The organism is Neorhizobium galegae (assembly GCF_021391675.1).
In the GTDB taxonomy this organism is placed as follows: Bacteria; Pseudomonadota; Alphaproteobacteria; order Rhizobiales; family Rhizobiaceae; genus Neorhizobium; species Neorhizobium galegae_B.
In genome coordinates this window covers 2,686,821-2,709,881 of record NZ_CP090095.1, presented here as the reverse complement: position 1 = coordinate 2,709,881, position 23,061 = coordinate 2,686,821, and the positions used below count along the sequence as shown (strand labels likewise).

General features: G+C 62.8%; 21 protein-coding genes. 11 read left to right on the top strand and 10 right to left on the bottom strand.

Going from position 1 to position 23,061, the window contains the following annotated elements:
• Positions 1 to 6 precede the first annotated feature (6 nt).
• The 4 genes from LZK81_RS13425 to murA all read right to left on the bottom strand — a co-directional run bounded on the left by LZK81_RS13425 (position 7) and on the right by murA (position 4,847).
• Positions 7 to 1,527, bottom strand: coding sequence for an ABC transporter substrate-binding protein (locus tag LZK81_RS13425; RefSeq protein WP_233953604.1), 1,521 nt, complete (start codon positions 1,525 to 1,527; stop codon positions 7 to 9).
• Between the two features lie 77 nt (positions 1,528 to 1,604).
• Positions 1,605 to 2,528 (bottom strand): N-acetylmuramic acid 6-phosphate etherase, encoded by a 924-nt coding sequence (gene murQ, locus LZK81_RS13420; RefSeq protein WP_046633822.1) that lies wholly within the window; start codon positions 2,526 to 2,528, stop codon positions 1,605 to 1,607.
• A 181-nt stretch (positions 2,529 to 2,709) separates the two neighbouring features.
• Positions 2,710 to 3,594: an N-acetylglucosamine kinase gene (locus LZK81_RS13415; RefSeq protein WP_046625677.1), complete on the bottom strand. Its 885-nt coding sequence runs from the start codon at positions 3,592 to 3,594 to the stop codon at positions 2,710 to 2,712.
• On the bottom strand, positions 3,591 to 4,847 hold the full coding sequence (murA, locus tag LZK81_RS13410; protein WP_233953603.1) for a UDP-N-acetylglucosamine 1-carboxyvinyltransferase: 1,257 nt from the start codon (positions 4,845 to 4,847) through the stop codon (positions 3,591 to 3,593). Before murA ends, LZK81_RS13415 begins: the two co-directional genes overlap by 4 nt.
• 228 nt (positions 4,848 to 5,075) lie before the next feature.
• Here murA and LZK81_RS13405 point away from each other — a divergent pair, with 228 nt between their 5' ends.
• The gene (locus LZK81_RS13405) at positions 5,076 to 5,927 is read left to right on the top strand and encodes a MurR/RpiR family transcriptional regulator (RefSeq protein ID WP_233953602.1); all 852 of its coding nucleotides are present in this window, start codon (positions 5,076 to 5,078) and stop codon (positions 5,925 to 5,927) included.
• A gap of 8 nt (positions 5,928 to 5,935) precedes the next feature.
• On the opposite strand, the gene LZK81_RS13400 is transcribed toward LZK81_RS13405, so the two are convergent.
• From LZK81_RS13400 to LZK81_RS13380, 5 genes are all read right to left on the bottom strand, one after another.
• The gene (locus LZK81_RS13400; protein WP_233953601.1) at positions 5,936 to 6,586 is read right to left on the bottom strand and encodes a class I SAM-dependent methyltransferase; all 651 of its coding nucleotides are present in this window, start codon (positions 6,584 to 6,586) and stop codon (positions 5,936 to 5,938) included.
• A 95-nt stretch (positions 6,587 to 6,681) separates the two neighbouring features.
• On the bottom strand, positions 6,682 to 7,302 hold the full coding sequence (locus LZK81_RS13395) for a 2-dehydro-3-deoxy-6-phosphogalactonate aldolase (RefSeq protein ID WP_046668610.1): 621 nt from the start codon (positions 7,300 to 7,302) through the stop codon (positions 6,682 to 6,684).
• 12 nt (positions 7,303 to 7,314) lie between these two features.
• Complete coding sequence (locus LZK81_RS13390; protein WP_233953600.1) at positions 7,315 to 8,244, bottom strand: 2-dehydro-3-deoxygalactonokinase; 930 nt, start codon at positions 8,242 to 8,244, stop codon at positions 7,315 to 7,317.
• Between the two features lie 2 nt (positions 8,245 to 8,246).
• Positions 8,247 to 9,170, bottom strand: coding sequence for a 2-dehydro-3-deoxygalactonokinase (locus LZK81_RS13385; protein ID WP_233953599.1), 924 nt, complete (start codon positions 9,168 to 9,170; stop codon positions 8,247 to 8,249).
• Positions 9,171 to 9,182: 12 nt separating this feature from the next.
• Positions 9,183 to 10,334, bottom strand: a complete 1,152-nt coding sequence (locus LZK81_RS13380) for a mandelate racemase/muconate lactonizing enzyme family protein (RefSeq protein ID WP_233953598.1) — start codon at positions 10,332 to 10,334, stop codon at positions 9,183 to 9,185.
• 141 nt (positions 10,335 to 10,475) lie between these two features.
• On the opposite strand from LZK81_RS13380, the gene LZK81_RS13375 reads away from it, so the two are divergent.
• The 8 genes from LZK81_RS13375 (at position 10,476) to LZK81_RS13340 (ending at position 19,560) form a co-directional block, all read left to right on the top strand.
• Positions 10,476 to 12,200, top strand: a complete 1,725-nt coding sequence (locus tag LZK81_RS13375; protein ID WP_233953597.1) for an SMP-30/gluconolactonase/LRE family protein — start codon at positions 10,476 to 10,478, stop codon at positions 12,198 to 12,200.
• A 42-nt stretch (positions 12,201 to 12,242) separates the two neighbouring features.
• The gene (locus LZK81_RS13370) at positions 12,243 to 13,337 is read left to right on the top strand and encodes an ABC transporter ATP-binding protein (protein ID WP_233953596.1); all 1,095 of its coding nucleotides are present in this window, start codon (positions 12,243 to 12,245) and stop codon (positions 13,335 to 13,337) included.
• Positions 13,334 to 14,140, top strand: a complete 807-nt coding sequence (locus LZK81_RS13365) for an SDR family oxidoreductase (RefSeq protein ID WP_326491488.1) — start codon at positions 13,334 to 13,336, stop codon at positions 14,138 to 14,140. Before LZK81_RS13370 ends, LZK81_RS13365 begins: the two co-directional genes overlap by 4 nt.
• Positions 14,141 to 14,226: 86 nt before the next feature.
• Positions 14,227 to 15,498, top strand: a complete 1,272-nt coding sequence (locus tag LZK81_RS13360) for an ABC transporter substrate-binding protein (RefSeq protein ID WP_233953595.1) — start codon at positions 14,227 to 14,229, stop codon at positions 15,496 to 15,498.
• Between the two features lie 191 nt (positions 15,499 to 15,689).
• On the top strand, positions 15,690 to 16,622 hold the full coding sequence (locus LZK81_RS13355) for a carbohydrate ABC transporter permease (protein ID WP_233953594.1): 933 nt from the start codon (positions 15,690 to 15,692) through the stop codon (positions 16,620 to 16,622).
• A gap of 1 nt (position 16,623) precedes the next feature.
• Positions 16,624 to 17,460, top strand: a complete 837-nt coding sequence (locus LZK81_RS13350) for a carbohydrate ABC transporter permease (protein WP_233953593.1) — start codon at positions 16,624 to 16,626, stop codon at positions 17,458 to 17,460.
• Positions 17,457 to 18,368 carry a dihydrodipicolinate synthase family protein gene (locus LZK81_RS13345; RefSeq protein WP_233953592.1) on the top strand — a complete coding sequence of 304 codons (912 nt, stop codon included), beginning with the start codon at positions 17,457 to 17,459 and terminating at the stop codon, positions 18,366 to 18,368. Before LZK81_RS13350 ends, LZK81_RS13345 begins: the two co-directional genes overlap by 4 nt.
• 10 nt (positions 18,369 to 18,378) lie before the next feature.
• On the top strand, positions 18,379 to 19,560 hold the full coding sequence (locus LZK81_RS13340; RefSeq protein WP_233953591.1) for a mandelate racemase/muconate lactonizing enzyme family protein: 1,182 nt from the start codon (positions 18,379 to 18,381) through the stop codon (positions 19,558 to 19,560).
• Positions 19,561 to 19,626: 66 nt separating this feature from the next.
• Here the strand turns inward: LZK81_RS13340 and LZK81_RS13335 are convergent, their stop codons facing one another.
• Complete coding sequence (locus tag LZK81_RS13335) at positions 19,627 to 20,286, bottom strand: SGNH/GDSL hydrolase family protein (protein ID WP_233953590.1); 660 nt, start codon at positions 20,284 to 20,286, stop codon at positions 19,627 to 19,629.
• A gap of 107 nt (positions 20,287 to 20,393) precedes the next feature.
• Here LZK81_RS13335 and LZK81_RS13330 point away from each other — a divergent pair, with 107 nt between their 5' ends.
• Together LZK81_RS13330 and LZK81_RS13325 are read left to right on the top strand one after the other, a co-directional pair.
• On the top strand, positions 20,394 to 21,425 hold the full coding sequence (locus tag LZK81_RS13330) for a LacI family DNA-binding transcriptional regulator (protein WP_046604011.1): 1,032 nt from the start codon (positions 20,394 to 20,396) through the stop codon (positions 21,423 to 21,425).
• 14 nt (positions 21,426 to 21,439) lie between these two features.
• Positions 21,440 to 23,041 carry an FAD-dependent oxidoreductase gene (locus LZK81_RS13325; RefSeq protein ID WP_233956551.1) on the top strand — a complete coding sequence of 534 codons (1,602 nt, stop codon included), beginning with the start codon at positions 21,440 to 21,442 and terminating at the stop codon, positions 23,039 to 23,041.
• Positions 23,042 to 23,061: the final 20 nt, after the last annotated feature.

The window sequence follows — 23,061 nt, the reverse complement described above, 5'->3', positions numbered from 1 at the left end:
TCGCGATTACTGCAACGTGACCTTGCTCAGGCCGAACAGCGAGCCTTCCGGCGTCGGCACGAAGCCGGACACGTTCTTCTGCTGTGCGGTGTAGCTGTAGGACGTGTAGAGCCAGGCCCAGGGCGCGACTTCGACGAGGTGCTTTTCGAAGTCGGCGAAAATGACCTTGCGCTTGGCGGGATCGGTCTCGACGCGGCCCTTCTGCATCAGGCTGTCCAGCGTGTCGTCGATATAGTTGGTGACCTTCTGCAGGTTGCCGGTCTTGGTCCAATAACGATTGTACATCGAATACGGATCGGCACGGCCGCCGTTCAATGCCACCGCCATGTCGAAGTCGCCCTTCAGCCAGGCGTCGACATAGACGTTGAGCTCCATCATCTTGATGTTGAGCTTGACGCCGATTTCGGCCAGCTGGGACTGCAGGACCTGCGCCTCTGCAGCCGCAGTCGCAGGCTCGCCATTGGCGGCGATCACGGTGGCGGTAAAGCCGTTCGCAAAGCCGGCGTCGGCCATCAGCTTCTTCGCCTTGGCGATATCCTGCTTGTAGCAGAACAGCGCGCTGGCATCGGAGGTATAGCCGGGCATGGTCAGCGGACCGGTGACCTTGCCTTCGCCGACCGAAGCCGTGTCGAGCACGTCCTTGCGGTCGATGGCGCAGGAGATCGCCTGGCGCACGGCGAGATTGTCCATCGGCTTGCGGGACGGGTTCATCTGCAGAACGTGGTAGGCGAGAACCGGGGTGCGGTTGAGCACCAGGCTGGCTTCCTTCGGCACCAGCGTGGCGACCAGCGGATCGTTGATCAGCGCGAAATCGACCTGCTTGGTGCGCAGCGCCGCGAGGATCGCGGTCTCGTCCGGCAGGACGCTGATGTCGATGCCGTCGATCGCGATCTTGCCGCCGGCCCAGTCCTTGTTGGCGGAGAGGGTTTCCTTCGAGTTCGGCTCCCACTTGTCGAGCTTGAACGGGCCGGAGCCGAGCGCCTTGGTGCCAATGGTGCCGGCCGCGATTTCGGCCGCCGGTACGATCGATGCGTTGATGCTGGCCATGGCGGTCAGAAGCGGCACGTCGGGCTGAGACAGCTTGAAGACGACGGTCGTCTGGTCCGGGGTCTCGATCGAGGCGATCGACAGGAAGTTGGCGCGCGCGGCAGCGGCCGTCTTTTCGTCGAGAAGGCGCTCAAACGAGGCCTTCACGTCGGCGGCCGTCACCGGCTTGCCGTCCTGGAACTTGGCGTTCGGGTTGAGTTTGAACGTGATCTGCTTGGCGTCGGCGGCGAATTCCCACGAAGCGGCAACGGCCGGGACGATCTGCAGGTCCTTGTCGAAGCGCACGAGCGGCTCATAGATCAGTTCCAGCAGGCGGATCGAGGAAAATGCAGTCTGCTTGTGCGGATCAAGGCCGGTTGCATCCTGCTTCCAGGCCATTTTCAGCGACGCGGCGGAGGCCGGCGAGGCGATTGCGGTGGCGCCGATGGCGACAGCCAATGCGAGGCCGGACAGCAATTTAGTCGAAAGATGTCTTCCCATTTTTATTCTCCCTCTTTTGATATCTGTTCGTCGTCTCGACCCAGCCATTTTCGAGCAGCGGCCGTCATTCAGCAGCTTTACGCTGTCTTCCCATCAATTGCCTTGCGGAGGAAGCCTCCGGCATCGTCGAGCGCCACACGCGCCGTATCGACATCCATTCCTGTCAGCGCGATCAGGATCGCCAGTTTGACGTCGTTGCCGGTGAGGTCAAGCACGCGGCGCGCCTCTTCCGTCGTGCAGCCCGTCGCCTGCATGACGATGCGGGCGGCGCGGGCGACGAGCTTCTGGTTGCTGGCATGAAGGTCGACCATCAAGTTCTGATAGCTCTTGCCGATGCGGATCATGCTCGCCGTGGTCAGCATGTTGAGAACGAGCTTCTGGGCCGTGCCGGATTTCAGCCGCGTCGAGCCGGTGAGGATTTCCGGGCCGACGACCGGCGAGATGGCAATATCGGCAATATCGGCGATGACGGCATCGGGATTGCAGGAGAGGGCGACCGTCTTCGCCCCAAGCCCCTTGGCATAGTTCAGGGCACCGATGACGTAAGGCGTGCGGCCGCTGACGGCGATGCCGACAACGACGTCGTCTGCGGTCAGACCGATGTCGACGAGATCCTGCTGACCCTGTTCCGGGCTGTCCTCGGCGCCTTCGACGGCATGCTGCAGGGCGTGGCTGCCGCCGGCGATCAGGCCGACGACCATGCCTTCCGGGACGCTGAAGGTCGGGGGGCATTCGGAAGCATCGAGCACGCCGAGGCGGCCGCTGGTGCCGGCGCCGATATAGACGAGCCGCGCGCCCTTCTGGAAAGCCCGAACGATCTCCTCGACGGCCTCGGCGATCTGCGGGATCACCTTTTCGACGGCTGCGGGAACGCCCTGATCTTCCTCGTTGATCTCGCGCAGCACATCGACTGTCGGCAGGAGATCGATATCCATGGAGCGGGGATTGCGGTCTTCCGAAACCAGTCTTTCCAGTTCGGATATCAGCCGTTCGTCGCTCATGACCCTGCCTTCGAGATCGGGGTGCGGTGCAGCGCTTCGCAGGATCTGCGTCATACGATGTTGCTCCTCACCCTTCGTTACCCTTTCCTCAAAGGATTAGGATCATCCATTCCATGAGTCAATTGAAAATTGGAATATATTATTCCATGTGGCTCGGCTTTTTCAGAACGCGGGTCGCGGTTCAGGGGACTTTGACAGCTTGGCGGGCGAGGATGATCGCGCCTGAGACGGCATCGCCGTCGGCGGGCTTTAGGCGGCGGCGGACGTCCGGCGCCAGCCAGGCCTCGAGCGGACTCGACAGGCCGCCGAGCAGGGTAACGCGCGGGGCGCCTTGATCGAACAGTGTGCGGACCAGCGTGTCGATCTGCTCGGCAGCACTTTGGACGATGCGACGGCCGGCAGAATCGCCCTGGTCGGCATGGCGTATGACCATCGGCGCAAGCGAGGCGTAGTCCGTGGCAGAGGAACGGTCCATCCAGGCTATGGCTTCGAAAGGATCGTTCTGGAAGCGCTGCATGACCTCGATCAGCAGAGCGGTTTTCTCGATCCGTCCGTCATGAGCGCGAAGCGCCAGCTGTACGGCTTTGAGGCCGAGATCGGCGCCGCTGCCTTCATCGGAAATGGGAAAACCGTAACCGCCGACGCGCAGGCTGCGCCCTTCGACGAAGCCCAGTCCGATGGAGCCGGTGCCGGCGATCACGATCGCGCCGTCGCGGCCTGAATGGGCGCCGAGGCAGGCACCCATGCCGTCGCTGACGAAATCGATGCTGGCGAACGGGTGCGGGATCGCCTTCAAGGCTTCGACGGAACCCTTGCGGCCGGTACCCGCTAGGCCGACGCCCACATGGGTGCGGGCCAGTTTGTCAGGTCCGAACCCGGCTTCTTCGAAGGCGGCATTGAAGGCGCGCGAGATCGAGGCCCAGGCCTGTTCGATGCCGAGCCGCGTCGTTGCGGGGCCGGAAAGACCCTGTCCGAGCACGGCGCCGGAGCCGTCCTCGATACGGGCGCGGCAGCCGGTGCCGCCGCCATCAACGCCCAGGAAAAAGCGTTCGGTCCCCGCCGTCATGCGCTGATCCGCTCGATATCGGCTCCGCATTGGCCAAGCTTGCGGTCGAGTTGTTCATAACCGCGGTCGAGGTGGTAGACGCGGTTGATGGTCGTTTCGCCCGACGAGACCAGCCCGGCGAGTACCAGCGAGACGGAGGCGCGCAGATCCGTCGCCATCACCTGCGCCCCCTTCAACGGCGCGCCGCCACGCACCAGTGCGGTGGTTCCCTGGAGCGCGATATTGGCGCCGAGGCGCATCAGTTCCGGCACGTGCATGAAGCGGCTTTCGAAGACGGTTTCGCGGATCAGCGATGCACCTTCGGCACAGGCTGCAAGCGCCATGAACTGCGCCTGAAGATCGGTCGGGAAACCCGGATAGGGCTCGGTGGTGATATCTGTCGCCTTGAGCGGACCTTCGCGCGAAACGACGAGGCCGCGATCGCTCGGCCAGATGCTGACGCCCATCGCTTCCAGCACCTGCACGATCGAGGCCATGTTTTCCAGTCGTGCGTTGGTGAGCTCCAGCATGCCGCCGGTGATAGCGGCTGCCACGGCGTAGGTTCCTGCTTCGATGCGGTCGGGAATGCCGTGATGTTTCGCCGCCTGCCAGGTGGTTGAGCCTTGGACCAGGATGCGGTGGGTGCCGGCGCCTTCGATGCGTGCGCCCATGGCGATCAGGCAGGCGGCGAGATCGGCGACTTCGGGTTCGCGGGCGGCGTTGAGGATCTCGGTTTCGCCCTTGGCGGCGGTGGCGGCCATCATCGCCGTCTCCGTGGCACCGACTGAGGGGGAGGGAAGCACGATGCGGCCGCCCTTCAATCCGCCCGGTGCCGAGGCGACGATCAGGCCGTTCTCGATATCGATGTCCGCCCCCAACGCGGCGAGCGCCTTGATATGCATGTCGACCGGACGCGCACCAATGGCGCAGCCGCCCGGCAGAGATACGCGTGCCTGGCCGAAGCGGGCGAGCAGCGGTGCGAGGACGAGCACGGTGGCGCGCATCTTGCGAACGGTGTCGTAGGAGGTTTCTTTCGAGACGATTGCCTTGGCATCGACGATGGTGGAATGGCCGGTGCGGGTGACGGCGGCGCCATGCAGCTCGACGACCCCCAGCATGTTTTCCACATCGCTGACCTGTGGCAGGTTGGTGAGCTCGACCGGGTAGGGGCTGAGCAACGTCGCCGCGATCTGCGGGAGCGCCGCGTTTTTCGCCCCGGCAATGGTGACGGCTCCCTGGAGCCGATGACCGCCGACGATCCGTAATCTGTCCATGTCGAAACCTGTCGAGGAGGTGCGGTGAATCTCAAATCAATCTGCTCTTCCTCGAAACTAAACCACGGCGCGTCTCTGTCAATCATTCGGAATTTTTTATTCCTTTGTGCGGCATTATCTGCGATAATCCATCCTCGGCTCGGGAATGGAAACGCTGTTGCGGAGGACCGTTGCGGTGATATCCTCCACCCGACCCAAGGCCGTATCGCGGAGCTTCCGAAGGAACGCATGTCAGTCTTAAAGAAGATCAACGCGCAGCTCGAGGATATGGCACCGGCAGACCGGGAGATCGGCCAGTTCATCCTCGACAATCCGGACCAGATGCTGCGGCTTTCCTCGGCAGCGCTTGCGGCCGAGGCGGGGCGCAGCCAGTCGAGCGTCGTAAAATTCAGCCAGAAGCTGGGTTTTGCCGGATACCAGGAGCTGAAACTCGCCGTCAGCGAGGCGAAGGCGCAGGAATGGCATGCGCCGCCGGGGATGATCCACGGCTCGATCGAGGTCGGCGACAGTTACCTGACGATCCTGCAAAAACTGATCGGCAGCAAGATGCTGTCCATGCAGCAGACGCTTGCGGTCAACAACGAGCAGGAGATCGAGCGGGCCCTGACGGCTCTCAACGATGCGCGACGCATCCATATGGCCGGCGTCGGGGCATCGTCGCTGGTCGCCCGCGATTTTTCCTACAAGCTGATGAAGCTCGGGCGCAACGTGCTGCATGACAGCGACAGCCATGTGCAGATGGCGAATGTCTCGACGCTCAACAGCCAGGACGTGCTGCTGGCACTTTCCTATTCCGGCACCAGTTTCGAGACACTGAGGATCGCCGAACTGGCGCGCCAGCGCGGCGCGACGGTGATCGCCATTACCGGTCTCAACGGCAATCCGCTGATGCAGGCGGCGGATATCCGACTTTATACGGTCGCGGACGAGGAGCGGGTGCGCTCGTCCTCCATCACGGCGCGCGATGCGCAGCTGATGCTGACGGACTTGCTGTTCATCCTGCTCGTCCAACGCCAGCCGGACGCCAATGAATACGTCCATAACAGCGAACTAGCGGTCTCGGTCCTGAAGGCCAAGTGACCTTAAGCTCACGCGGCCATGCGATGCTTCAGGCGGATGACCTTGAAGAAACCGTTCGGGAACACGCGACGGATCTCCGCCACTTCGAAATCGCCGCGGCGCTTCGCCCATTCGACAATCCGGGCGATGCGGAAGGACGAGCTCCAGCCAACCCGCTGTACCAGTGGCGCGACGGCTTCCTCGATCGCTCCTTGCAGGCCGCGCCCGTCGCCGAGCTTGCTCGCAACGATGATCTCGCCGCCTGAGCGTAGCACGCGGGCGCACTCGTCAAGGGCACGTTCGGGATCCGGGATCAGCGTGATGACGAAGGGCAGGCAGACTGCGTCGAACGAACGATCGGCAAATTCGAGGTTGTGCGCATCCATGACATGCAGCGACTGAATGTGGGCGAGCCCGGCGCGCGCGACCTTCTCACGCGCCTTGGCGATCATGTGTTCGGAAAGATCGATGCCGATGATGCGGCAGTGTTTCGGATAATAGGGCAATACGAGCCCGGTGCCGACGCCGACCTCGAGAATGTCCCGCCCGGCTTCGGCGGCGAGCCTTGCCACCGTGCGATGTCCGTCGCGCAGCAAGCCTCGATAGACCCGGTCATAGACCGGCGCCCACCGTTCATACACCTTCTGCTGATGTTGGGCGCTGTTGCGGATAACTGCCAAGATCGTCCCCCTCCGGTTTGCCCTGCGTCGGGCTGTAACTCAGGACGAAAACGATAGTTCCGCTTCGCGACGGTTTTGCGACGGGGTTTTAGACGTCAGAGGGCGCGCATCGCGTCCATGAATTCTCTCGCCTTTTGCCCGATGGAGGCGATGTCGGCACCCGGCTTGTAAAGGGAGGAGCCGATGCCGAAACCGGCTGTGCCCGCCTGCGCGTAGACAGCCATGTTCTCGGGCGTGACACCGCCGACGGCGAGTACCGGGATATCCTTCGGCAGTACCGCCTTCCACGCCTTGATGACATAGGGCGGGATCGCTTCCGCCGGAAACGCCTTGATGCCGCTGGCGCCGGCCTCGATCGCCGCGAAGGCTTCCGTCGGGGTTGCGACACCGGGCAGGCTCACCATGCCTGCCGCGCGGCTGGCCTTGATCACTTCGACATTCGCATTCGGCGAGATGATCACCTTGGCGCCTGTCGCGGCGACATCGGCGACCTGGGCCGGGGTCAGTACGGTGCCGGCCCCGATCAATGCCTGGTCTCCGAAACGTTTGACCAGCTTTTCGATGCTCTTCAGCGGGTCGGGGGAGTTCAGCGGGACTTCGATGATCCGCCAGCCGGCCTCGACCAGCACCTCGCCGACGCTTTCAGCCTCCTCCGGCTTGATACCGCGCAGGATGGCGACGAGATTGCATGCCTTGAGCGCCTCTTCGAAGGTCATCTCGAAACTCCTTTATTGCGCGGCTTCGGCCGCGATCAGCATGATGCCGCGTTTCGCGGCGTTTTCCGGAGCGGGTTCGACCGTCAGGCCGAACAGTGGTGCGATCCGGCCGTAGCGGCTGTTGAGCACGTTGTTGCCGACGATACCGATCGTATCGCCGTTCTTGAACCAGCCGGCAGCGCGGGCCTGGCGGAATTCCGAGCCGATGACGAGGCCGGAGACGTAATCGAGGATATCCTCGGGCTTCAATTTGCCGTCGAGAATGCCGGTGCGGGCGCTGAATATCGCCGAGAGAAAGGCGTTGGCGGCGGCCGAATCGCTCGCTGCAAATTCCGTCCCGCGATCGAAGCTCTGCCAGTCCGGCTCGGTGCCCGGCTGCGGCTCGATAGCCTTGGCGATGAACGAATGTTTGGTCAGAAGCGAAAATACCTCGCCGGTCGCATAAGTCTGGAAACCGTCGATGCGGTTGTCCTTGATCCGTGCCCATTTGCTGTGGGTGCCGGGCAGGACCAGGGTGCGGTCACGGTCGAGGCCGTAACCGACGATCTGGGTTTCCTCGCCGCGCATCACATCCGGAAAGGGTTTTGCGGCCGGATCGCGCATGCCGGGCAGGAAGGTAATGACGGCGCCGTTCCGAAGAGCGAGTTTGCGCGTGCCGGCGGCAAGCTCGGCAATCCCGCCGGGCGTATCCACATAGGGTACTTCGACCCAGCCGTTGCGGCTGGTGATCATGCCGCTTGCCAGGACGGGCAGGGGGCCATGTGCCGAAAACCATTCGCCCACCGTTTCCATCAACGCCTGCTCGAAGGCGCCGTTCTTGACGAACTGGATGCCGCCGCTCGACGTATCGCGGGTATCGAGCGTTTCGCCTGTTTCCGAAACCAGCATGGCGCGCAGCGAGCTCGTTCCCCAATCGAGGATGATCGAGGTGGGTTTGGGCATGGTCACATTTCTCCCGAAGCGGCTTTCGCCCCTTCGATAGCCCGTGACGTATCACCCTGTCGAGAGGCGACCCGGCGGAAACCGGCGGCAATGTCGGGCGTGACGAGATTTGCGTCCGCCCCGAAGATTTCGAGCGCCGTCTTGTAACGTTCGGCGAGTGCGGCGTGACCGACGATGTTGATTTTCTTCGGTTTGTCCTGCCCAAGCGCTTCCGAGATTTCCGCGCCGATCATCATGCCGGCGAGGTAGTCGGCGATCTCTTCCGGCGCCAGACGGTCGAACAAGACCAGGCTGCGCGCTGAAAAGACGCGGGCGAGGATGCGGCCGGGCAGGGTTTCTTGTTCAAGCGCTGTCTGGACGCCACGGCGAAAGGCTTCCGGGCGCGTCTCGTAGGTTGCCGGGATGAGGCGCGAGACAAGCGAATCCTTTTTGAGCAGATTGAGGATTTCACCGGACATGTAGGTGGTGATGGCGGTGATACGCCCGCCTTCCATCGTTACCCATTTGGCATGCGGACCGGGGAGCACGAAGATGCCGTCGGTTTCCTTAAGGCCGAAGAGCGCCATTTCCTCGCCGCGCATCACGTCGGGCAAAGGTTTGGTCTGGGCGATACCGGGCAAGAAGATCAGCGGCGGCAGGCCTTCGATCTCATGTGGAACCGCCTGGGCCAATAAATCCGCAGGTCCAGCCGGCACTGGGGCGAAGAGGCTTTCGATCCATCCGTTGCGGCTGGTGACCATGCCGGAGAACAGAATCTTTTCCGCCTTGTCGGTCCACTCGCCGAGTTCCTCCCGGAGCGCGGTTTCGAAACCGCCGGCTGTGACCTTGGTCGTGCCGCGGTCGCTCTTCTTTTCGCCGAGCACCGTTTCGTCGTCGAGAAGCAGTGCACGGAAGCCGGCGGAGGTCCATTCGATTGCAATATACATGAGGGAATAATCCTAATAGGCGGGTTTGACCGGGAACCAGTCCTTGCGCTCGGCATCGAGATAGGCGCCGGCAATGCCGTCCACCCGGTATTTTTCGAGCATTTCGACGTCCACTTCGACGCCGAGGCCAGGCCCTTCCGGCACCTGGAACCGACCGTCCTTCAGGACCGGCGGATTGGGCGAGACATCGCCGCCGAGATAGGCGCGTTCGGTATCGATGGCGATCGACATGTTCGGCAGTGAGGCCGCGAGGTGGATATAGGCGGATTGCGACAGCGCTAGTTCGGCGCCGGAATGCAGCGTTACCGAGATGCCGACCGATTCGCAGATCGCAGCCGCCTTGATCGTCTGCCAGAGGCCGCCGGCCTCGTGCGGATCGAGGAGCACGACATCGGCGGCATTGGCGCGGATGATGTTACCGACGTCGGAGAGGGTATAGGCGCTTTCATCGAGTGCGATCGGCACCGAGGAGTTTGCGACCAGCGCCGCATGGCCGGCGAGGTCGTCGAGTTCCAACGGCTGTTCCACATAGGCGGGATCGAAGGTTTTCAGTTTTTCGAGCTGGCGCTTGGCGGTCGCCGGGTTCCAGGCGCCGTTGACGTCGAGCCGTAGCGGATGGTCGCCGATCACCTTTCTGGATGTTTCGGCGAGCGTGATGTCGCTCCTTTCATCGAAGCCGATCTTCACCTTGAAGGTGGTGTATCCAAGATCGAGGAACCGCTTCAGGCGTTCGGAAAGACCTTTCGGATCGTTGGTGAAGAGATAGGCTGCCGCCTCGACGTCCTTGCGCCAGCGGCCGCCCCACATGGCATGGAGCGGCAGGTTCGCCTGTTTGCCGAGCGCATCCCACATCGCCATTTCCATGGCGCAGATCGCCATCACCGCCGCACGCTTGTGGTGATAGAAGCCGGCGCCGAGCACATGCCGGTGGAACCGCTCGGCATCCGCGACCGGATATCCGATCGCCAGCGGCGCGACGATATCGGCAAACACCGCCGGCACGTTGGCGATCAGCGAGATCGTCTCGCCCCAGCCGATGATCCCCGTGTCCGTTTCGATTCGGCAGATCAGCCGGGTCGTGCCGATTCGCCGCCCCGAACCCCAGAGAATGTCTTCGGTGAACGGCATACGGACCAGCCAGTGGTCCACTTTGGTAATGCGCAAGATATCCTCCATGGACGGCAACTTCCTTGCCGCTTCAGTTTCGCTGTTGACATGGAACTTAGTTCCAAGATAACTCTCTTGGCAAGAGCGAGGCGGCATGCTGTGGGAGCGGCACCAGAAATCGTCGTCCAGGGAGAGGGCATGGCCAAGGTACAATTGGAAGCGATCGAGAAGGATGTCGCCAACGATACGGGCGGCGTGCCGGGCGTCCAGGCGCTGACGCGCGGGATCCAGATCGTCGATGCCGTGGCGGCAGAAGCCCGCGGCCTGCGCTTCACCGAACTGCTCGACCAGACGCAATTGCCGAAGGGCACGCTGCACCGCCTGCTGCAGGCGCTGGTGGATGAGCGGCTCCTACATTTCGATACCCGCGACCAGGTCTACCGCCTTGCGCCGCGGCTGTTTCAATGGGCCCACAAGGTCTGGGACAATTTTGACCTGCGCGGTGCGGCGGAGCCGGAACTGGCGCGCCTTCGCGACTTGACCGGCGAGGCGATACGTCTTGGCGTGCTCGATGGCGACAGCATTCTCTACATAGACCAGCGGGAGGTGCCGCAGCCGCTGCGGCTCAACAACGGCGTCGGTTCGCGTGCCGCGCCGCATGCGAGCGGGCTCGGCAAGGCGATCCTGGCGCATCTGTCGCTCGAAAAGCGCCGCGCGCTGCTCGACGGCATCGAACTGGAACGGCTGACCCCGAACACGATCGTCAACGCCGAAGAGCTCAGCCGCCAGCTCGATCTCACCAAGGCGCGCGGTTATGCCATCTCGGTCGACGAGCAGCATATCGGCATTTCTTCGGTCGCCGCACCGGTTCTCAACCATCGCGGCGAACCGATTGGCGCGATCGGCATCATCGGCCCGTCCTTCCGCCTGCCGGTCGACAGGCTGCACGCCTTTGGCCGCGACGTCATCGAGGCGGCGCGCCGCACATCCGGCAATTTTGGAGAGTTTCCCATGTCGCTTGCGGTCAAGCCGCGTCCTCTCGGCCCCGATCGCGCCGACGTGCGCTGTGTCATTCCGGCAAGCACGTTTCTCGGCGAGGGCCCGCACTGGTCGCCGGAGCACAAGAAGCTCTATTTCGTCGATATCCTGGCGCCTGCCGTGCATACCGGCGATCCGGTGAAGGGCACCTATACGTCCATGCAGGTGCCGGAACTGATCGGTTTTGTCATCCCTCGCTCGCGCGGCGGCTTTGTCGCCGCTATGCATGGCGAGATCCGCGGTATCGATCTTGCAACCGGCGATATCACGACGATCTCGCGGCCTGAATCCGACCGCCCCGGCAATCGCTTCAACGATGGCAAATGCGATCGTCGCGGCAGGCTCTGGGCCGGTACGCTTGCGATCGACACGACGCCGGACCAGGGGCGGCTCTGGAGGATCGACCCGGACGGGCGGTCGCGGGAGATGGATCGCGGTTTCCACGTCTCGAACGGTCTTGGCTGGAGCCCGGATGACCGCACCTTCTACTTTACCGATACAAACCGGCAGACGGTCTATGCCTATGATTTCGATATCGAAAGCGGCGAAGTCGCCAATCGCCGGACCTTTATCACGGTGCCGGAGTCCGAAGGCAAGCCGGACGGTATGACGGTCGATGCGGAAGGTTTCGTCTGGGTCGCCCATTGGGACGGCTGGTGTGTTACCCGCTACGATCCGCAGGGCAAGGTGGAGCGGGTGATCAACCTGCCGATACCGCGCCCGACAAGCTGCGTCTTCGGCGGTCCCGACATGCAGACCCTGTTCGTGACGTCCGCCCGCATCCGGCTGTCGGCAGCGCAGCTTTCCGAAGCGCCGCTCTCCGGCAGCGTGTTTTCCATCGATACCGGCATCAAGGGGCAAGCAGCCCAGATGTTCGCGGGCTGAGATTTTGGAGGAGCTTCCGGGAGGAGCTCTTATGAGGAAGAAATGGCCAAGCTTGAACTTCAAGGCATCCGCAAATCCTTCGGCTCGGCCGAAGTTCTGAAGGGCATCGACCTGACGGTCGAGGACGGCGAATTCGTCGCCTTCGTCGGGCCATCGGGCTGCGGAAAATCGACGCTCCTGCGGCTCATCTGCGGCCTCGACGAGATCACGTCCGGCCAGATGGCGATCGACGGCGAACTGGTGAACGACGTGCCGCCGGCCAAGCGCGGCATTGCCATGGTCTTCCAATCCTATGCGCTCTATCCGCATATGACGGTTGCCGAGAACATGGGTTATGCGCTTCGTCTTGCCGGCACGCCCAAGTCGGAAATCAACAGCCGCGTCACCCAGGCCGCCAAGAAACTCCGCATCGATACCTATCTGGAGCGCAAGCCCCGCCAGCTCTCGGGAGGCCAGCGCCAGCGCGTCGCGATCGGCCGCGCCATCGTGCGCGAACCGCGGATCTTCCTGTTCGACGAGCCGCTTTCCAACCTCGACGCCTCGCTGCGCGTCGAGATGCGCATCGAGATCGCCCGGATGAAGGATACGCTTGGCACGACCATGGTCTACGTCACTCACGACCAGATCGAGGCGATGACGCTGGCCGACAAGATCGTGGTGCTGAATTCCGGTCGGGTGGAGCAGATCGGCTCGCCGCTCGACCTCTACAACAAGCCGGTCAACCGCTTCGTCGCGGGCTTCATCGGGTCGCCGCGCATGAACTTCCTGAAACTCGGCGCGAGGAGAGGCGAAGGCGTCTTTGCCGTTCCGGGCGGAGACGTGCGTCTGCCGCGTGACCTGTCTTCGACCCCTGTCGAAATTGGCATCCGGCCGGAGCATGTGGAGCTGGTGAGCCGTGGCGCCCCGGATTCGCTCGCTGGGACCGTCACCATGACCGAACATCTCGGCAGCGACACCTATGCCTATGTGGCGCTCGAAGGCTCCGAGGAGATGGTCGTCGTGCGGCTTTCCGGCGACCGGGCCGTCAAGCGCGGGGAACCGATCGGCGTTCATGTCGATCCGGCCATGATCCACGTCTTTTCCGCCGATGGCCTGTCATTGGCTTCGGCGCGTCCAGTTGCCCTGGAGGCTGCATGACCATCCATCCGGAACTCACCGCAAAGGTTCAGGTGGAGGCCGCGAAATACCCCAGCCTCAAGGGCAGGGGCGTGCTGATCACCGGCGGCGGTTCGGGTATCGGCGCCTCGCTGGTCGAGCATTTTTGCGCCCAGGGCTGCAAAGTCGGGTTCCTCGACCTTAATGCCGATGTCGCTGACGAGACGGCCGAGGTAGTCGCGCGAAAGACCGGCAACAAGCCGTTCTATGGTACCTCGGACGTGCGCGACATCGACGCCCTGAAGGAAGGAATCGAGGCACTGCGATCCGAGATCGGCCCTATCCGGGTGCTCGTCAACAATGCCGGCAATGACGATCGCATGCCGATCGAGGAGGTGACGCCGGAATACTGGGACGAGCGGTTCCAGACCAATCTGCGCCACCAGTTCTTCGCGGTTCAGGCCGTCATGCCGGAAATGGCGGAATCTGGCGGCGGGTCGGTCATCAACATGGGCTCGATCTCCTGGATGCGCGGTGCTGCGGGCCTGATCTTCTATACGACCGCGAAATCCGCGGTCATGGGCATGACCAAGTCGCTCGCCCGGGAACTCGGGACACGCAATATCCGCGTCAATTCGATCGCGCCCGGCTGGGTGCTGACCGAACGCCAGGTGGAGCGCGCCAAGCGCGTCTACCAGGGCAAGTTTTCCGAATACCTCGAGGTCCAGTGCCTCAAGGAGCATCTGCTGCCGCCCGATATCGCCCGCATGGCGCTGTTTCTGGCGGCGGATGATTCCCGCCTCATCACGTCACAGACATTCATCGTCGATGGAGGCGTCGTCTAAGGGGGACCAGGCGGACACCGGCGCTCGCCGCTTGATCTTTTTCGAGTTGAAACAGAGTTCCATCATCATCGTTTCGGGAGGATCTGATGAATACCTTTACCAGACTGATCGGCACCGCCGCCGTCGCGCTTGCGCTCGGCTCGGGTGCCGCCAAGGCAGCCGATCTCAGCTTCATGAGCTTCACTTACGCGGAGGAGGCCAACAAGGCGATCGTCCAGGGCGTCCTGGATAATTTTCAGAAGGCCGAGAAGCTGACGGTCGAGCCGCTCGGCTTCGCCTGGGGCGACATGCAGAAGAACATCTTTTTGCGCGCCCGGTCGAAGACCCTGCCCGATATCGCCCAGCTTTCCGAACGCTGGCTGCCGACCTTCGCGAGCCTCGATAGTCTCGTCGACCTGAACACGGTCTATGGCAAGGACAAGCTGGAAGCGGCTTTCGCGCCGGATGCGCTCGCCATGGGCAATATCAACGGCAAGCAGCTTGCACTGCCGCTTCTGTCCGGTTCGATCGGCATGGTGGCCAACAAGGAAGTTCTCGCCAAGGCCGGCATCAATGACGCTCCGAAGACCGTCGACGACTTCAAGAAAGCCCTGGTCGCGGTGCGCGACAAGGTACCCAACTCGGTGCCGTACTCCATGGCGACGAAGAACAACGGCTCGATCCTCATCGACTTCATGGTCTGGAACTGGGTGCATGGCGGCCGGATCATCGATGATGCCGGCAAGGTCGTCGTCGACAGTCAGAAGAGCCGCGATGCGCTCACCTTCATGGTCGGCCTGATGAAGGACCGGTTGGCGGCTCCGGAAATCGATCGTCCGGACTCGCGCCGCCTGCTGGCGCAGGGCGCTTCAGCCTTCTATCTCGACGCGCCGCAAACCCGGACCTTCCTGCGTGATTTCTCCGGCAAAGGCCAAGCCTTCGACGCCAACGTGCTGCCGATGCCGACGCCCGTGCTGAAGGCCGGGGACAAGCCTGTTTCCGTCCAGTGGGGGCATCTGCTCGTGCAGTTCGCCGTCGGCGGCAAGGCTAAGGCAGACGATCCGGCCGACAAGTTCCTGACCTACATCATTTCGGACAAGGTGCAGACGGACCTTCCGTTGAAGATGAGCGCGCTGCCGGTCACCAAGTCCGCCCGCGCGGCGGTTGCCGAGGACGCTTACCTCAAGAACTGGTCGGCGGCGACGGGTGACGCCCGCCGCAACGAAGTCGGCATCTGGTCGAATGCTGCCGACCTCACCAACATCATCGGCGAGGAAGTGCAGGGTGCATTGCTCGGCCAGAAGTCTGCCGATGAGGCCATCAAGTCCATGCAGGCCCGGCTGACGACCAGCATGGAGAAGGCCAAGAAATCTGAGTAGTTGGCCCCGACCCTTCTCCCCCCCTTGCGGGGGAGATGTCACCGGAGGTGACAGAGGGGGATGGTGCCGCAAATGCAGCGGGGAGTGTGTTGAGCCACCCCCCTCTGCCCTTACAGGGCATCTCCCCCGCAAGGGGGGAGATCGGAGTATGCCGCACCGGCGCGGCATATGTATCAACGGGAAATGACCTCATGGCCGTGATCGAAAACAATGTCGGAGCCTATCCGGTCTCGCCGCATGCGAACCGGGGCGGCCTGAAAGCCGGGCAGAACCGCATCGGGCTTCTTCTGCTGCTGCCGGCTGCGATCGCCTTTGCCGCGGTCATCCTCTATCCGTTCCTGTCAGCCCTCGGTCTGTCGCTGTTCGAATACACCGTCGAGATGATGGAGCCGCGCTTCATCGGCTTCGAGAATTTTGTGAAGATCGCATCCGATCCGGATGTCTGGGCGGCGTTCTGGACGACCGCCATCTATGTGGCGCTGACGACGACCGGGACGCTGGTCGCCGGTCTCGGCTGGGCGTTGATCATGAACCAGCCGTTTGCTGGCCGCGCTGTGTTGCGCTCGCTGTCGCTGCTGCCCTGGGTGCTGCCGTCGACGGTCAGCGCCTTCATCTGGGGCTGGATCTTCAATTCCCGCTACGGCGTGCTGAACGCCTTCCTGATGGAACTGGGCCTGATCGACTATCCGCAGGCCTGGCTTTCGACGCCTGAAGGCGCCATGCTCGCCGTGGTGCTGACCAAGGTCTGGCTGTCCATCCCGCTTTTCATGTCCTTCTTCCTCGCCGGCCTGCAGAACCTCGACAAGGAGCAGATCGATGCCGCCCGCGTCGACGGCGCCGGCAACTGGGCGGTGCTGCGCGACCATATCCTGCCGCACCTGCGCCCGGTCCTGATGATCGTCGTGGTTCTCGGCGTGATCGGCAATCTGCAGCAGTTCGACACGATCTATGCGCTGACCGGCGGCGGGCCGGTGCGGGCGACGACGGTGCTCTCCGTCGAGGTCTATCGCCGCGCCTTCGAGCAGTGGGATATCGGCTTTGCCTCCGCCGTCGGCGTGCTGTGGGTCGCGGCACTCCTGCCGCCCGCATTCCTCTATCTGCGCATGCTGGTGAAAGGAAACTGACATGTTCGACCTTTCCTCCCGACAGGCCAAGATCGTCTTCTTCGCGGCGCTTGCGGTGATCGGCTTCTTCCTGTTCTTCCCGCTCTACTGGCTGGTGATTTCGTCCTTGAAGGCCAATGCCGAGCTCTACCGGGTCGTGCCGACGCCGTTCCCGACGATGCCGAGCCTCGAACATTTCATCCGGGCGCTGACTGCCGGCAAGCTGCCGATGTACCTGATGAACAGCCTGATCACCTCGACCTGCAGCGCCGCGCTGGTTACGCTGCTGGCGCTCTATGCCGGCTTCAGCTTCGCGAAATACCGCTATTTCGGCCGCCAGCCGGTGATGCTGTTCATGCTGTCGGCGCAGATGTTTCCGTTCGGCCTGCTGCTGATCTCGATCTATCCGCTGATGAGCGAGCTGAACCTGCTCGACACGCGGCTCGGGCTGATCTTGAGCTACATCGTCTTTGCGCTGCCGGTCTCGACCTACATGCTCTACAGCTACTTTACCCAGGTGCCGGACGAGCTGATCGACGCGGCGCGGGCGGATGGGGCAAGCGATCTCAGGATCTTCCACACGATCGTCATCCCGATCTCGATCCCGCCGATCGTCACGGTGTTCCTCTATTCCTTCATGTGGTCCTGGAACGACCTTCTCTATTCGATGACGCTGATTGTCTCCGACGAGAAGCGCACGATCGGGCCGGGCCTGCTTCTCACTTATCTCAACGAGGTCAATTCAGACTGGGGCGGCGCCATGGCGGCATCGCTGATCGCATCCGCACCCATCGTCGTGGCCTTCATGTTCCTCCAACGTTATTTCATTCAGGGCGTCACCGCCGGAGCAGTCAAATGAGCAAGATCCTAGCCGGAGCCTTTCCCGTCCTCCCCACGCCGTTCCGCGATGACGGGTCGATCGACGAGGCGGATTTCCTCTCGATCATCGACTTCGCGCTGGAGAGCCAAGTGGATGGCGTCGTTTATCCGGGCGTCGCAAGCGAGGTGGATACGCTGAGCCTGCAAGAGCGCAAGCGGCAGGTGGAATTGCTGGCCGAACGCATCGGCGGGCGCATCCCGATCATCATCGGTGCCAGCGATCCGGATCCGAAGGCTGCGGCGAAACATGTGGCGCAGGCGGCCGAGATCGGGGCAGGGGCGGCCATGGTGATGGCGCCGCTTTCGCTCGGGAACGACATCGCTGCGCAGACCGCCTATTTCAGGGAGGTGGCGGCCAATGCCGGCGTGCCGATCATGCTGCAGAACCAGCCGAAGCCGATTGGCGCCGGGCTGACGCCGGAGGAGGTCGCGGCTGTCGCCAATGCCGTGCCGGAGATCCGATACGTCAAGGAAGAGACCGCGCCCTGCGGCCAGCACTTGACCCGAATCAAGGCGGCGGCCAACGGTTCGCTGGACGCGATCTTCGGCGGTGCCGGCGGGCGCTACATCACCGACGAACTGGCGCGCGGTGCTGCAGGCACGATGCCGGCCGCCGAGCTTGCCGATATTCATGCGCAGATGATCCATGCCTGGCAGAAGGGCGATGTCGCGACCACGCGAAAACTCTACAACGTTTCGCTGCCGCTCCTGAACTTCCAGGCGATTTTTCGCATGCACATGACCAAGGAAGTGCTGCGCCGCCGCGGCGTCATTAAAAACACCTTCGTGCGCGGCAAGGGACCGAAATTCGACGAGGGCGACCGCAAGGAACTGGCGCTGCTTCTGGCAGAGGCTGATCTGCCTTATACCAACCACAAGCCGAACTGAGCCGAAACCCATGCCGAAAAATGTCGTCGATGCGATCGTCTCGGTCGAGACCTTCATCATCTCCATCCCCCGCGAAGTGCCCTATCTCGGGCCCTTGAAGGAAGGTGAGGCGATCAACGCGCGCGGTTACCTGATCCGCAAGGGCAACCGCACCATCTATCCCTCGACCGACATGACACTGCTGATCAAGGTCACCGGCGAGAGCGGCAAGGTCGGCTGGGGCGAGTGTTATGGGATCGTCGCGCCGGAGGCGACCAAGGCGATCATCGACGACGTGCTCGGCCCGGTCATCATCGGCCGCGATCCGGGCGATGCGGCGGTCATCCACGAGGACCTCTACGACCTGATGCGGGTGCGCGGTTTCTTCGGCGGCTATTATCTCGACGCGCTGGCCGGCGTCGATATCGGGCTTTGGGATTTGACCGGCAAGAACCTCGGGGTGCCGGTCTCGACGCTGCTCGGCGGGCGGCGGCACGATACGATCCGCGCCTATGTCTCCGGCCTGCCGAAAGCGACGCTGAAGGAGCGTTGCGATCTGGCCGTCCATTGGGTCGGCAGGGGTTACAAGGGCATCAAGTTCGCGGCGGTGGTGTCCGAGGAGGATATCGTCAAGGAGATGGCGGCTCTGCGTGAGGCCGTTGGCCCGGATATCGACCTGATGGTCGACCTGCACTGGAAGTTCGAGGCGGGCGAGGCGATCCGCATCATCCGGCGGTTGGAACCCTACAATCTCTATTTTGCCGAGGCGCCGGTGCAGCCGGAAAACCTCGAGGGCCAAGCGCGGGTGGCGGCCGGCATCGGTGTGCCGCTGGCGCTCGGCGAGGAGCTGCGCACCATCTACGAATACCGGCCGCGGTTCGAAAAACGGGCGATGAGCATAGTGCAGCCGGAAATGGGGCATACGGGCATTACGGAATTCATCCGCATCGGTCAGATGGCGCAGGCCTTCCACATGAATATCATGCCGCATGCCTCGATCAGTGTCGGCATTTTCATGGCAGCGAGCCTGCAGGCGTCGTCGGCGCTGCAGAACGTGCCCTATCATGAATACCAGCACTCGATCTTCGACCGGAACCTCACCTATACGAAGGGCGACATGGCTTCGGGCGAGGGCATCTATGTGGTGCCGACCGGTGCCGGTCTCGGCGTCGAGCCGAAGGAAGAAGTGTTCGAGTTCGTCGTCAGACGGTGACATGGTCGAACGCCGTAACCGCTGAAAGGCTTGTCGTCGCATGGAGGGGCGGGCAGTCAGAGATCGTCACCGTGCGGCATCCCGGAACGCTTCGAAGATCACCCGGTGGCCGGCGTCGTTGGGGTGGATGATGTCGGGCGAGGCGAGGAGTCCGTCGCCGTGCTCCATCATCCGTTCGTAGACCGGGGCGTAAAAACCCGAGAATTGCCGGGCAAGCTCGCGGACCGCTTCCACATAACGCTCGAAACCCTGGCGGGTCTGGCCGGTGAACCCCGCGCTTCCGACCGAGAATCCGGCATCCGGAATATAGGGCGGGCTGCCGATCGCGATCCTTTGCCCATGGCCGGCGGCGATCAGCGCCTTCAGGATACGGCTATAATCCCGCACGAAGCCTCCAACGTACATAGTTTCGGGGGCCGCAGTGTAGCGGGCGTCATTGTAGCCATAAAGGATCAGGATCGCGTCCTCGTGCGGCCGATCAAGAAGTGATTCAACAAACCTCCCGACTCCATTGTTCGGTCTCGGCTTTCCCTCCGCGAGCCTTGACCCCTGCAACACCGTTCCCGGGATGGCGTGATTGCGGATCGGAAAGCCGTCGACCGCACCGGCAAACAGAGCCGGCCAAGCAAGTTCGGCCCGGGAGGCGTTGAAGCCGGCGGTGATGCTGTCGCCGAATACGCGGATGCCGGAAATTGAAAGCGATTTCAGATGCTCCGCAAATATCATCAACTTTTCCTTCATTTTCGCGCTTGACAGCAGCCGGTGCGATCTTGTTAATACGTATTAGCTGCTAATACGCATTAGCAGTCAAGAGGAGAGAGGGAGGATGTTGCGTGGCTGCGCCTAAGCGCTTGACCCAGCACGATATTGCGAAATTGGCCGGCGTCAGCCAGGCGACCGTTTCGCTTGTGCTGAACGGCGCGCCGACGGCTCTGGCGCGTATTCCGCAGGAGACCCGCGAGCGCGTCCAGCAGGTCATCCGCACCACCGGTTACGTTGCCGATCCGATCGCGCGCCGGATGGCGAAGGGGCTCAATCGCATTCTCGGCGTGTTCACCTACGAGCCGGCCTTTCCAAGCGCCCAGGCAGACTTCTTTACGCCCTTCCTGCTCGGCATAGAGGAAGAGGCGCAGATTCAGAATTACGACCTTCTGCTTTTGACCGGGGCTGGCGTCGGGCAGGATCGAAAAATCTTTGCCGATGGCAATCGCTTGAGGATCGCCGATGGCTGCCTCGTGCTCGGCCGCGAATTCGACCGTGTGGAGCTGACGCGACTGGTATCCGGCGATTATCCGTTCGTGGCGATCGGCCGACGCGAGGATGCCGGCGGGCCGGTTCCTTATGTCGGCGGAGACTATGCGAACGGCACGCGGGCGCTGGTCGAGAAGGCGAGGGCGCTCGGGCATTCGAAGCTTGCCTATATCGGCCCGCCGGGACCGGCGGAATCAACTGCCGATCGGTGGTCGGGCTTCGACGGTGCTCTCGGTAACGGTCTCGAGCTAGTCCTGCATGTCGAAACGGTGGGATGCGCGGCAGACGAGATACTGGATGCTCTTTTAGGCAGCGGTGCGACTGCCGCCTTCTTCGTCGAACTCGCCGATGCGGTGCGCGTCGAGGCGGCCGCCCGCGCGCACGGCCTGTCCATTCCCGGTGATTTTTCCGCCGTCGTGCTCGGCAGCCATATCCGCGCCGAACGCAGCCACATGCAGTTCACCTCTTTCGACATCCCCCGCGAGGAGATGGGCCGGCAGGCGACTGCCATGCTGGTGCGCCGCATCGAGAGCGGCGATGCCGGCGGCCAAATTCTTCTGACCTGTGAACCGGTCGAGGGGGAAACCCTTGGACCCGCAAAAAGACGGACATGATCAACGTGACAGAGATGCATACGGATATTCTGGTGGTAGGCGGTGGTCTTGGCGGTGTTGCGGCAGCACTCGGCGCATGCCGGGCAGGCCGCAGCGTCATCATGACCGAGGAATTCGACTGGATCGGCGGCCAGCTGACCAGCCAGGCGGTGCCCTCGGACGAACATACCTGGGTCGAGCAGTTCGGAATTACCCGTTCCTACCGGAAGCTGCGCAACGGTATCCGCCAATATTACCGCGATCATTATCCGCTGACCGAGGGCGCGCGTGCCTGGGGCGACCTCAATCCGGGTGCGGGCTGGGTCAGCCGCATCTGCGCCGAACCGCGCGTCAGCCTTGCCGTCATGGAAGCGATGCTGATGCCTTATCGCGGCGCCGGTAAGCTGAAGGTGCTGCAGCCCTATCGTCCCGTGGCAGCCGACGTCGAAGGCGATACGGTCCGCTCCGTGACCGTCCGCCATCGCGATACCGGCCGCGAGATTACCATTTCTGCCGCCTATATCCTTGATGCGACCGAGCTCGGCGATCTGCTGCCGATGACCGGCACCGAATATGTGAAGGGCTTCGAGGCCCAGTCCGACACCGGCGAGCCGAGTGCGCCGTCTGAAGCGCAGCCGGACAATGTCCAGGCCGTGTCGATCTGCTTTGCGATCGATCACGTCGATGGCGACCAGACGATCGACAAGCCGGAGAATTACGACTACTGGCGCAAGTACCAGCCGCATTTCTGGGGCGGCCCGCTGCTCGGCTTCACCGCGCCGCATCCGCGCACGCTGGATTTCACCACCCGCTCGTTCACGCCCAATCCGAATGACGATCCGCTTGCCGTCGATGCCGACCAGCGCAAGGGCGGTGGAGACGAGAACCTGTGGATCTTCCGCCGCATCGCGGCGCGCAACAACTTCGTGCCCGGCGCTTACGCTTCCGACATCTGCCTCGTGAACTGGCCGATGATCGACTACATGGAAGGCACGATCATCGACCTTTCCGAAGAGGACAAGGCGAAACAGCTTAAATCGGCAGCCGACCTCTCTTACTCGCTGTTCTACTGGCTGCAGACGGAGGCGCCGCGCGTCGATGGCGGCCAGGGCTTTCCGGGGCTTCGCCTGCGCGGCGACATTACCGGCACCGAGCATGGGCTCGCCATGGCCCCCTATATCCGCGAGAGCCGTCGCATCAAGCCGGTCACCCGCATCGTCGAGCAGGACCTCTCCTATTCGGTGCGCGGCGAGAAGGGCGCGGTCAACTACCGCGACAGCATCGGCATCGGCATGTACCGGATCGATCTGCATCCCTCGACCGGCGGCGACAACTATATCGACGTGCCGTCCTGCCCGTTCGAGATCCCGCTCGGCGCGCTTCTGCCTGAGCGGGTGAAGAACCTCATTCCGGCCGGCAAGAACATCGGCACGACCCACATCACCAATGGCTGCTATCGGCTCCACCCGGTCGAATGGAACATCGGCGAAGTCGCCGGCATGCTCGCCGCCCATTGCCTCGACAAAAATCTTACGCCGCATCAGGTCCAGGAAAACGACGAGAAGCTCCAGAATTTCCAGAGAGAGCTTGCCCGTGAAGGCATTGAAATGCGCTGGCCGGACGTCGCCGCTTACTAGGACGGCCGGGAGCTGTCTAT

What these genes read in the sequence shown, in the direction of transcription:
- LZK81_RS13425 (WP_233953604.1), bottom strand. Translation starts at nt 1,527, where the DNA reads ATGGGAAGACATCTTTCGACTAAATTGCTGTCCGGCCTCGCATTGGCT.
- murQ (WP_046633822.1), bottom strand. Translation starts at nt 2,528, where the DNA reads ATGAGCGACGAACGGCTGATATCCGAACTGGAAAGACTGGTTTCGGAA.
- LZK81_RS13415 (WP_046625677.1), bottom strand. Translation starts at nt 3,594, where the DNA reads ATGACGGCGGGGACCGAACGCTTTTTCCTGGGCGTTGATGGCGGCGGC.
- murA (WP_233953603.1), bottom strand. Translation starts at nt 4,847, where the DNA reads ATGGACAGATTACGGATCGTCGGCGGTCATCGGCTCCAGGGAGCCGTC.
- LZK81_RS13405 (WP_233953602.1), top strand. Translation starts at nt 5,076, where the DNA reads ATGTCAGTCTTAAAGAAGATCAACGCGCAGCTCGAGGATATGGCACCG.
- LZK81_RS13395 (WP_046668610.1), bottom strand. Translation starts at nt 7,302, where the DNA reads ATGACCTTCGAAGAGGCGCTCAAGGCATGCAATCTCGTCGCCATCCTG.
- LZK81_RS13390 (WP_233953600.1), bottom strand. Translation starts at nt 8,244, where the DNA reads ATGCCCAAACCCACCTCGATCATCCTCGATTGGGGAACGAGCTCGCTG.
- LZK81_RS13385 (WP_233953599.1), bottom strand. Translation starts at nt 9,170, where the DNA reads ATGTATATTGCAATCGAATGGACCTCCGCCGGCTTCCGTGCACTGCTT.
- LZK81_RS13375 (WP_233953597.1), top strand. Translation starts at nt 10,476, where the DNA reads ATGGCCAAGGTACAATTGGAAGCGATCGAGAAGGATGTCGCCAACGAT.
- LZK81_RS13370 (WP_233953596.1), top strand. Translation starts at nt 12,243, where the DNA reads ATGGCCAAGCTTGAACTTCAAGGCATCCGCAAATCCTTCGGCTCGGCC.
- LZK81_RS13365 (WP_326491488.1), top strand. Translation starts at nt 13,334, where the DNA reads ATGACCATCCATCCGGAACTCACCGCAAAGGTTCAGGTGGAGGCCGCG.
- LZK81_RS13360 (WP_233953595.1), top strand. Translation starts at nt 14,227, where the DNA reads ATGAATACCTTTACCAGACTGATCGGCACCGCCGCCGTCGCGCTTGCG.
- LZK81_RS13355 (WP_233953594.1), top strand. Translation starts at nt 15,690, where the DNA reads ATGGCCGTGATCGAAAACAATGTCGGAGCCTATCCGGTCTCGCCGCAT.
- LZK81_RS13350 (WP_233953593.1), top strand. Translation starts at nt 16,624, where the DNA reads ATGTTCGACCTTTCCTCCCGACAGGCCAAGATCGTCTTCTTCGCGGCG.
- LZK81_RS13345 (WP_233953592.1), top strand. Translation starts at nt 17,457, where the DNA reads ATGAGCAAGATCCTAGCCGGAGCCTTTCCCGTCCTCCCCACGCCGTTC.
- LZK81_RS13340 (WP_233953591.1), top strand. Translation starts at nt 18,379, where the DNA reads ATGCCGAAAAATGTCGTCGATGCGATCGTCTCGGTCGAGACCTTCATC.
- LZK81_RS13335 (WP_233953590.1), bottom strand. Translation starts at nt 20,286, where the DNA reads ATGATATTTGCGGAGCATCTGAAATCGCTTTCAATTTCCGGCATCCGC.
- LZK81_RS13325 (WP_233956551.1), top strand. Translation starts at nt 21,440, where the DNA reads ATGCATACGGATATTCTGGTGGTAGGCGGTGGTCTTGGCGGTGTTGCG.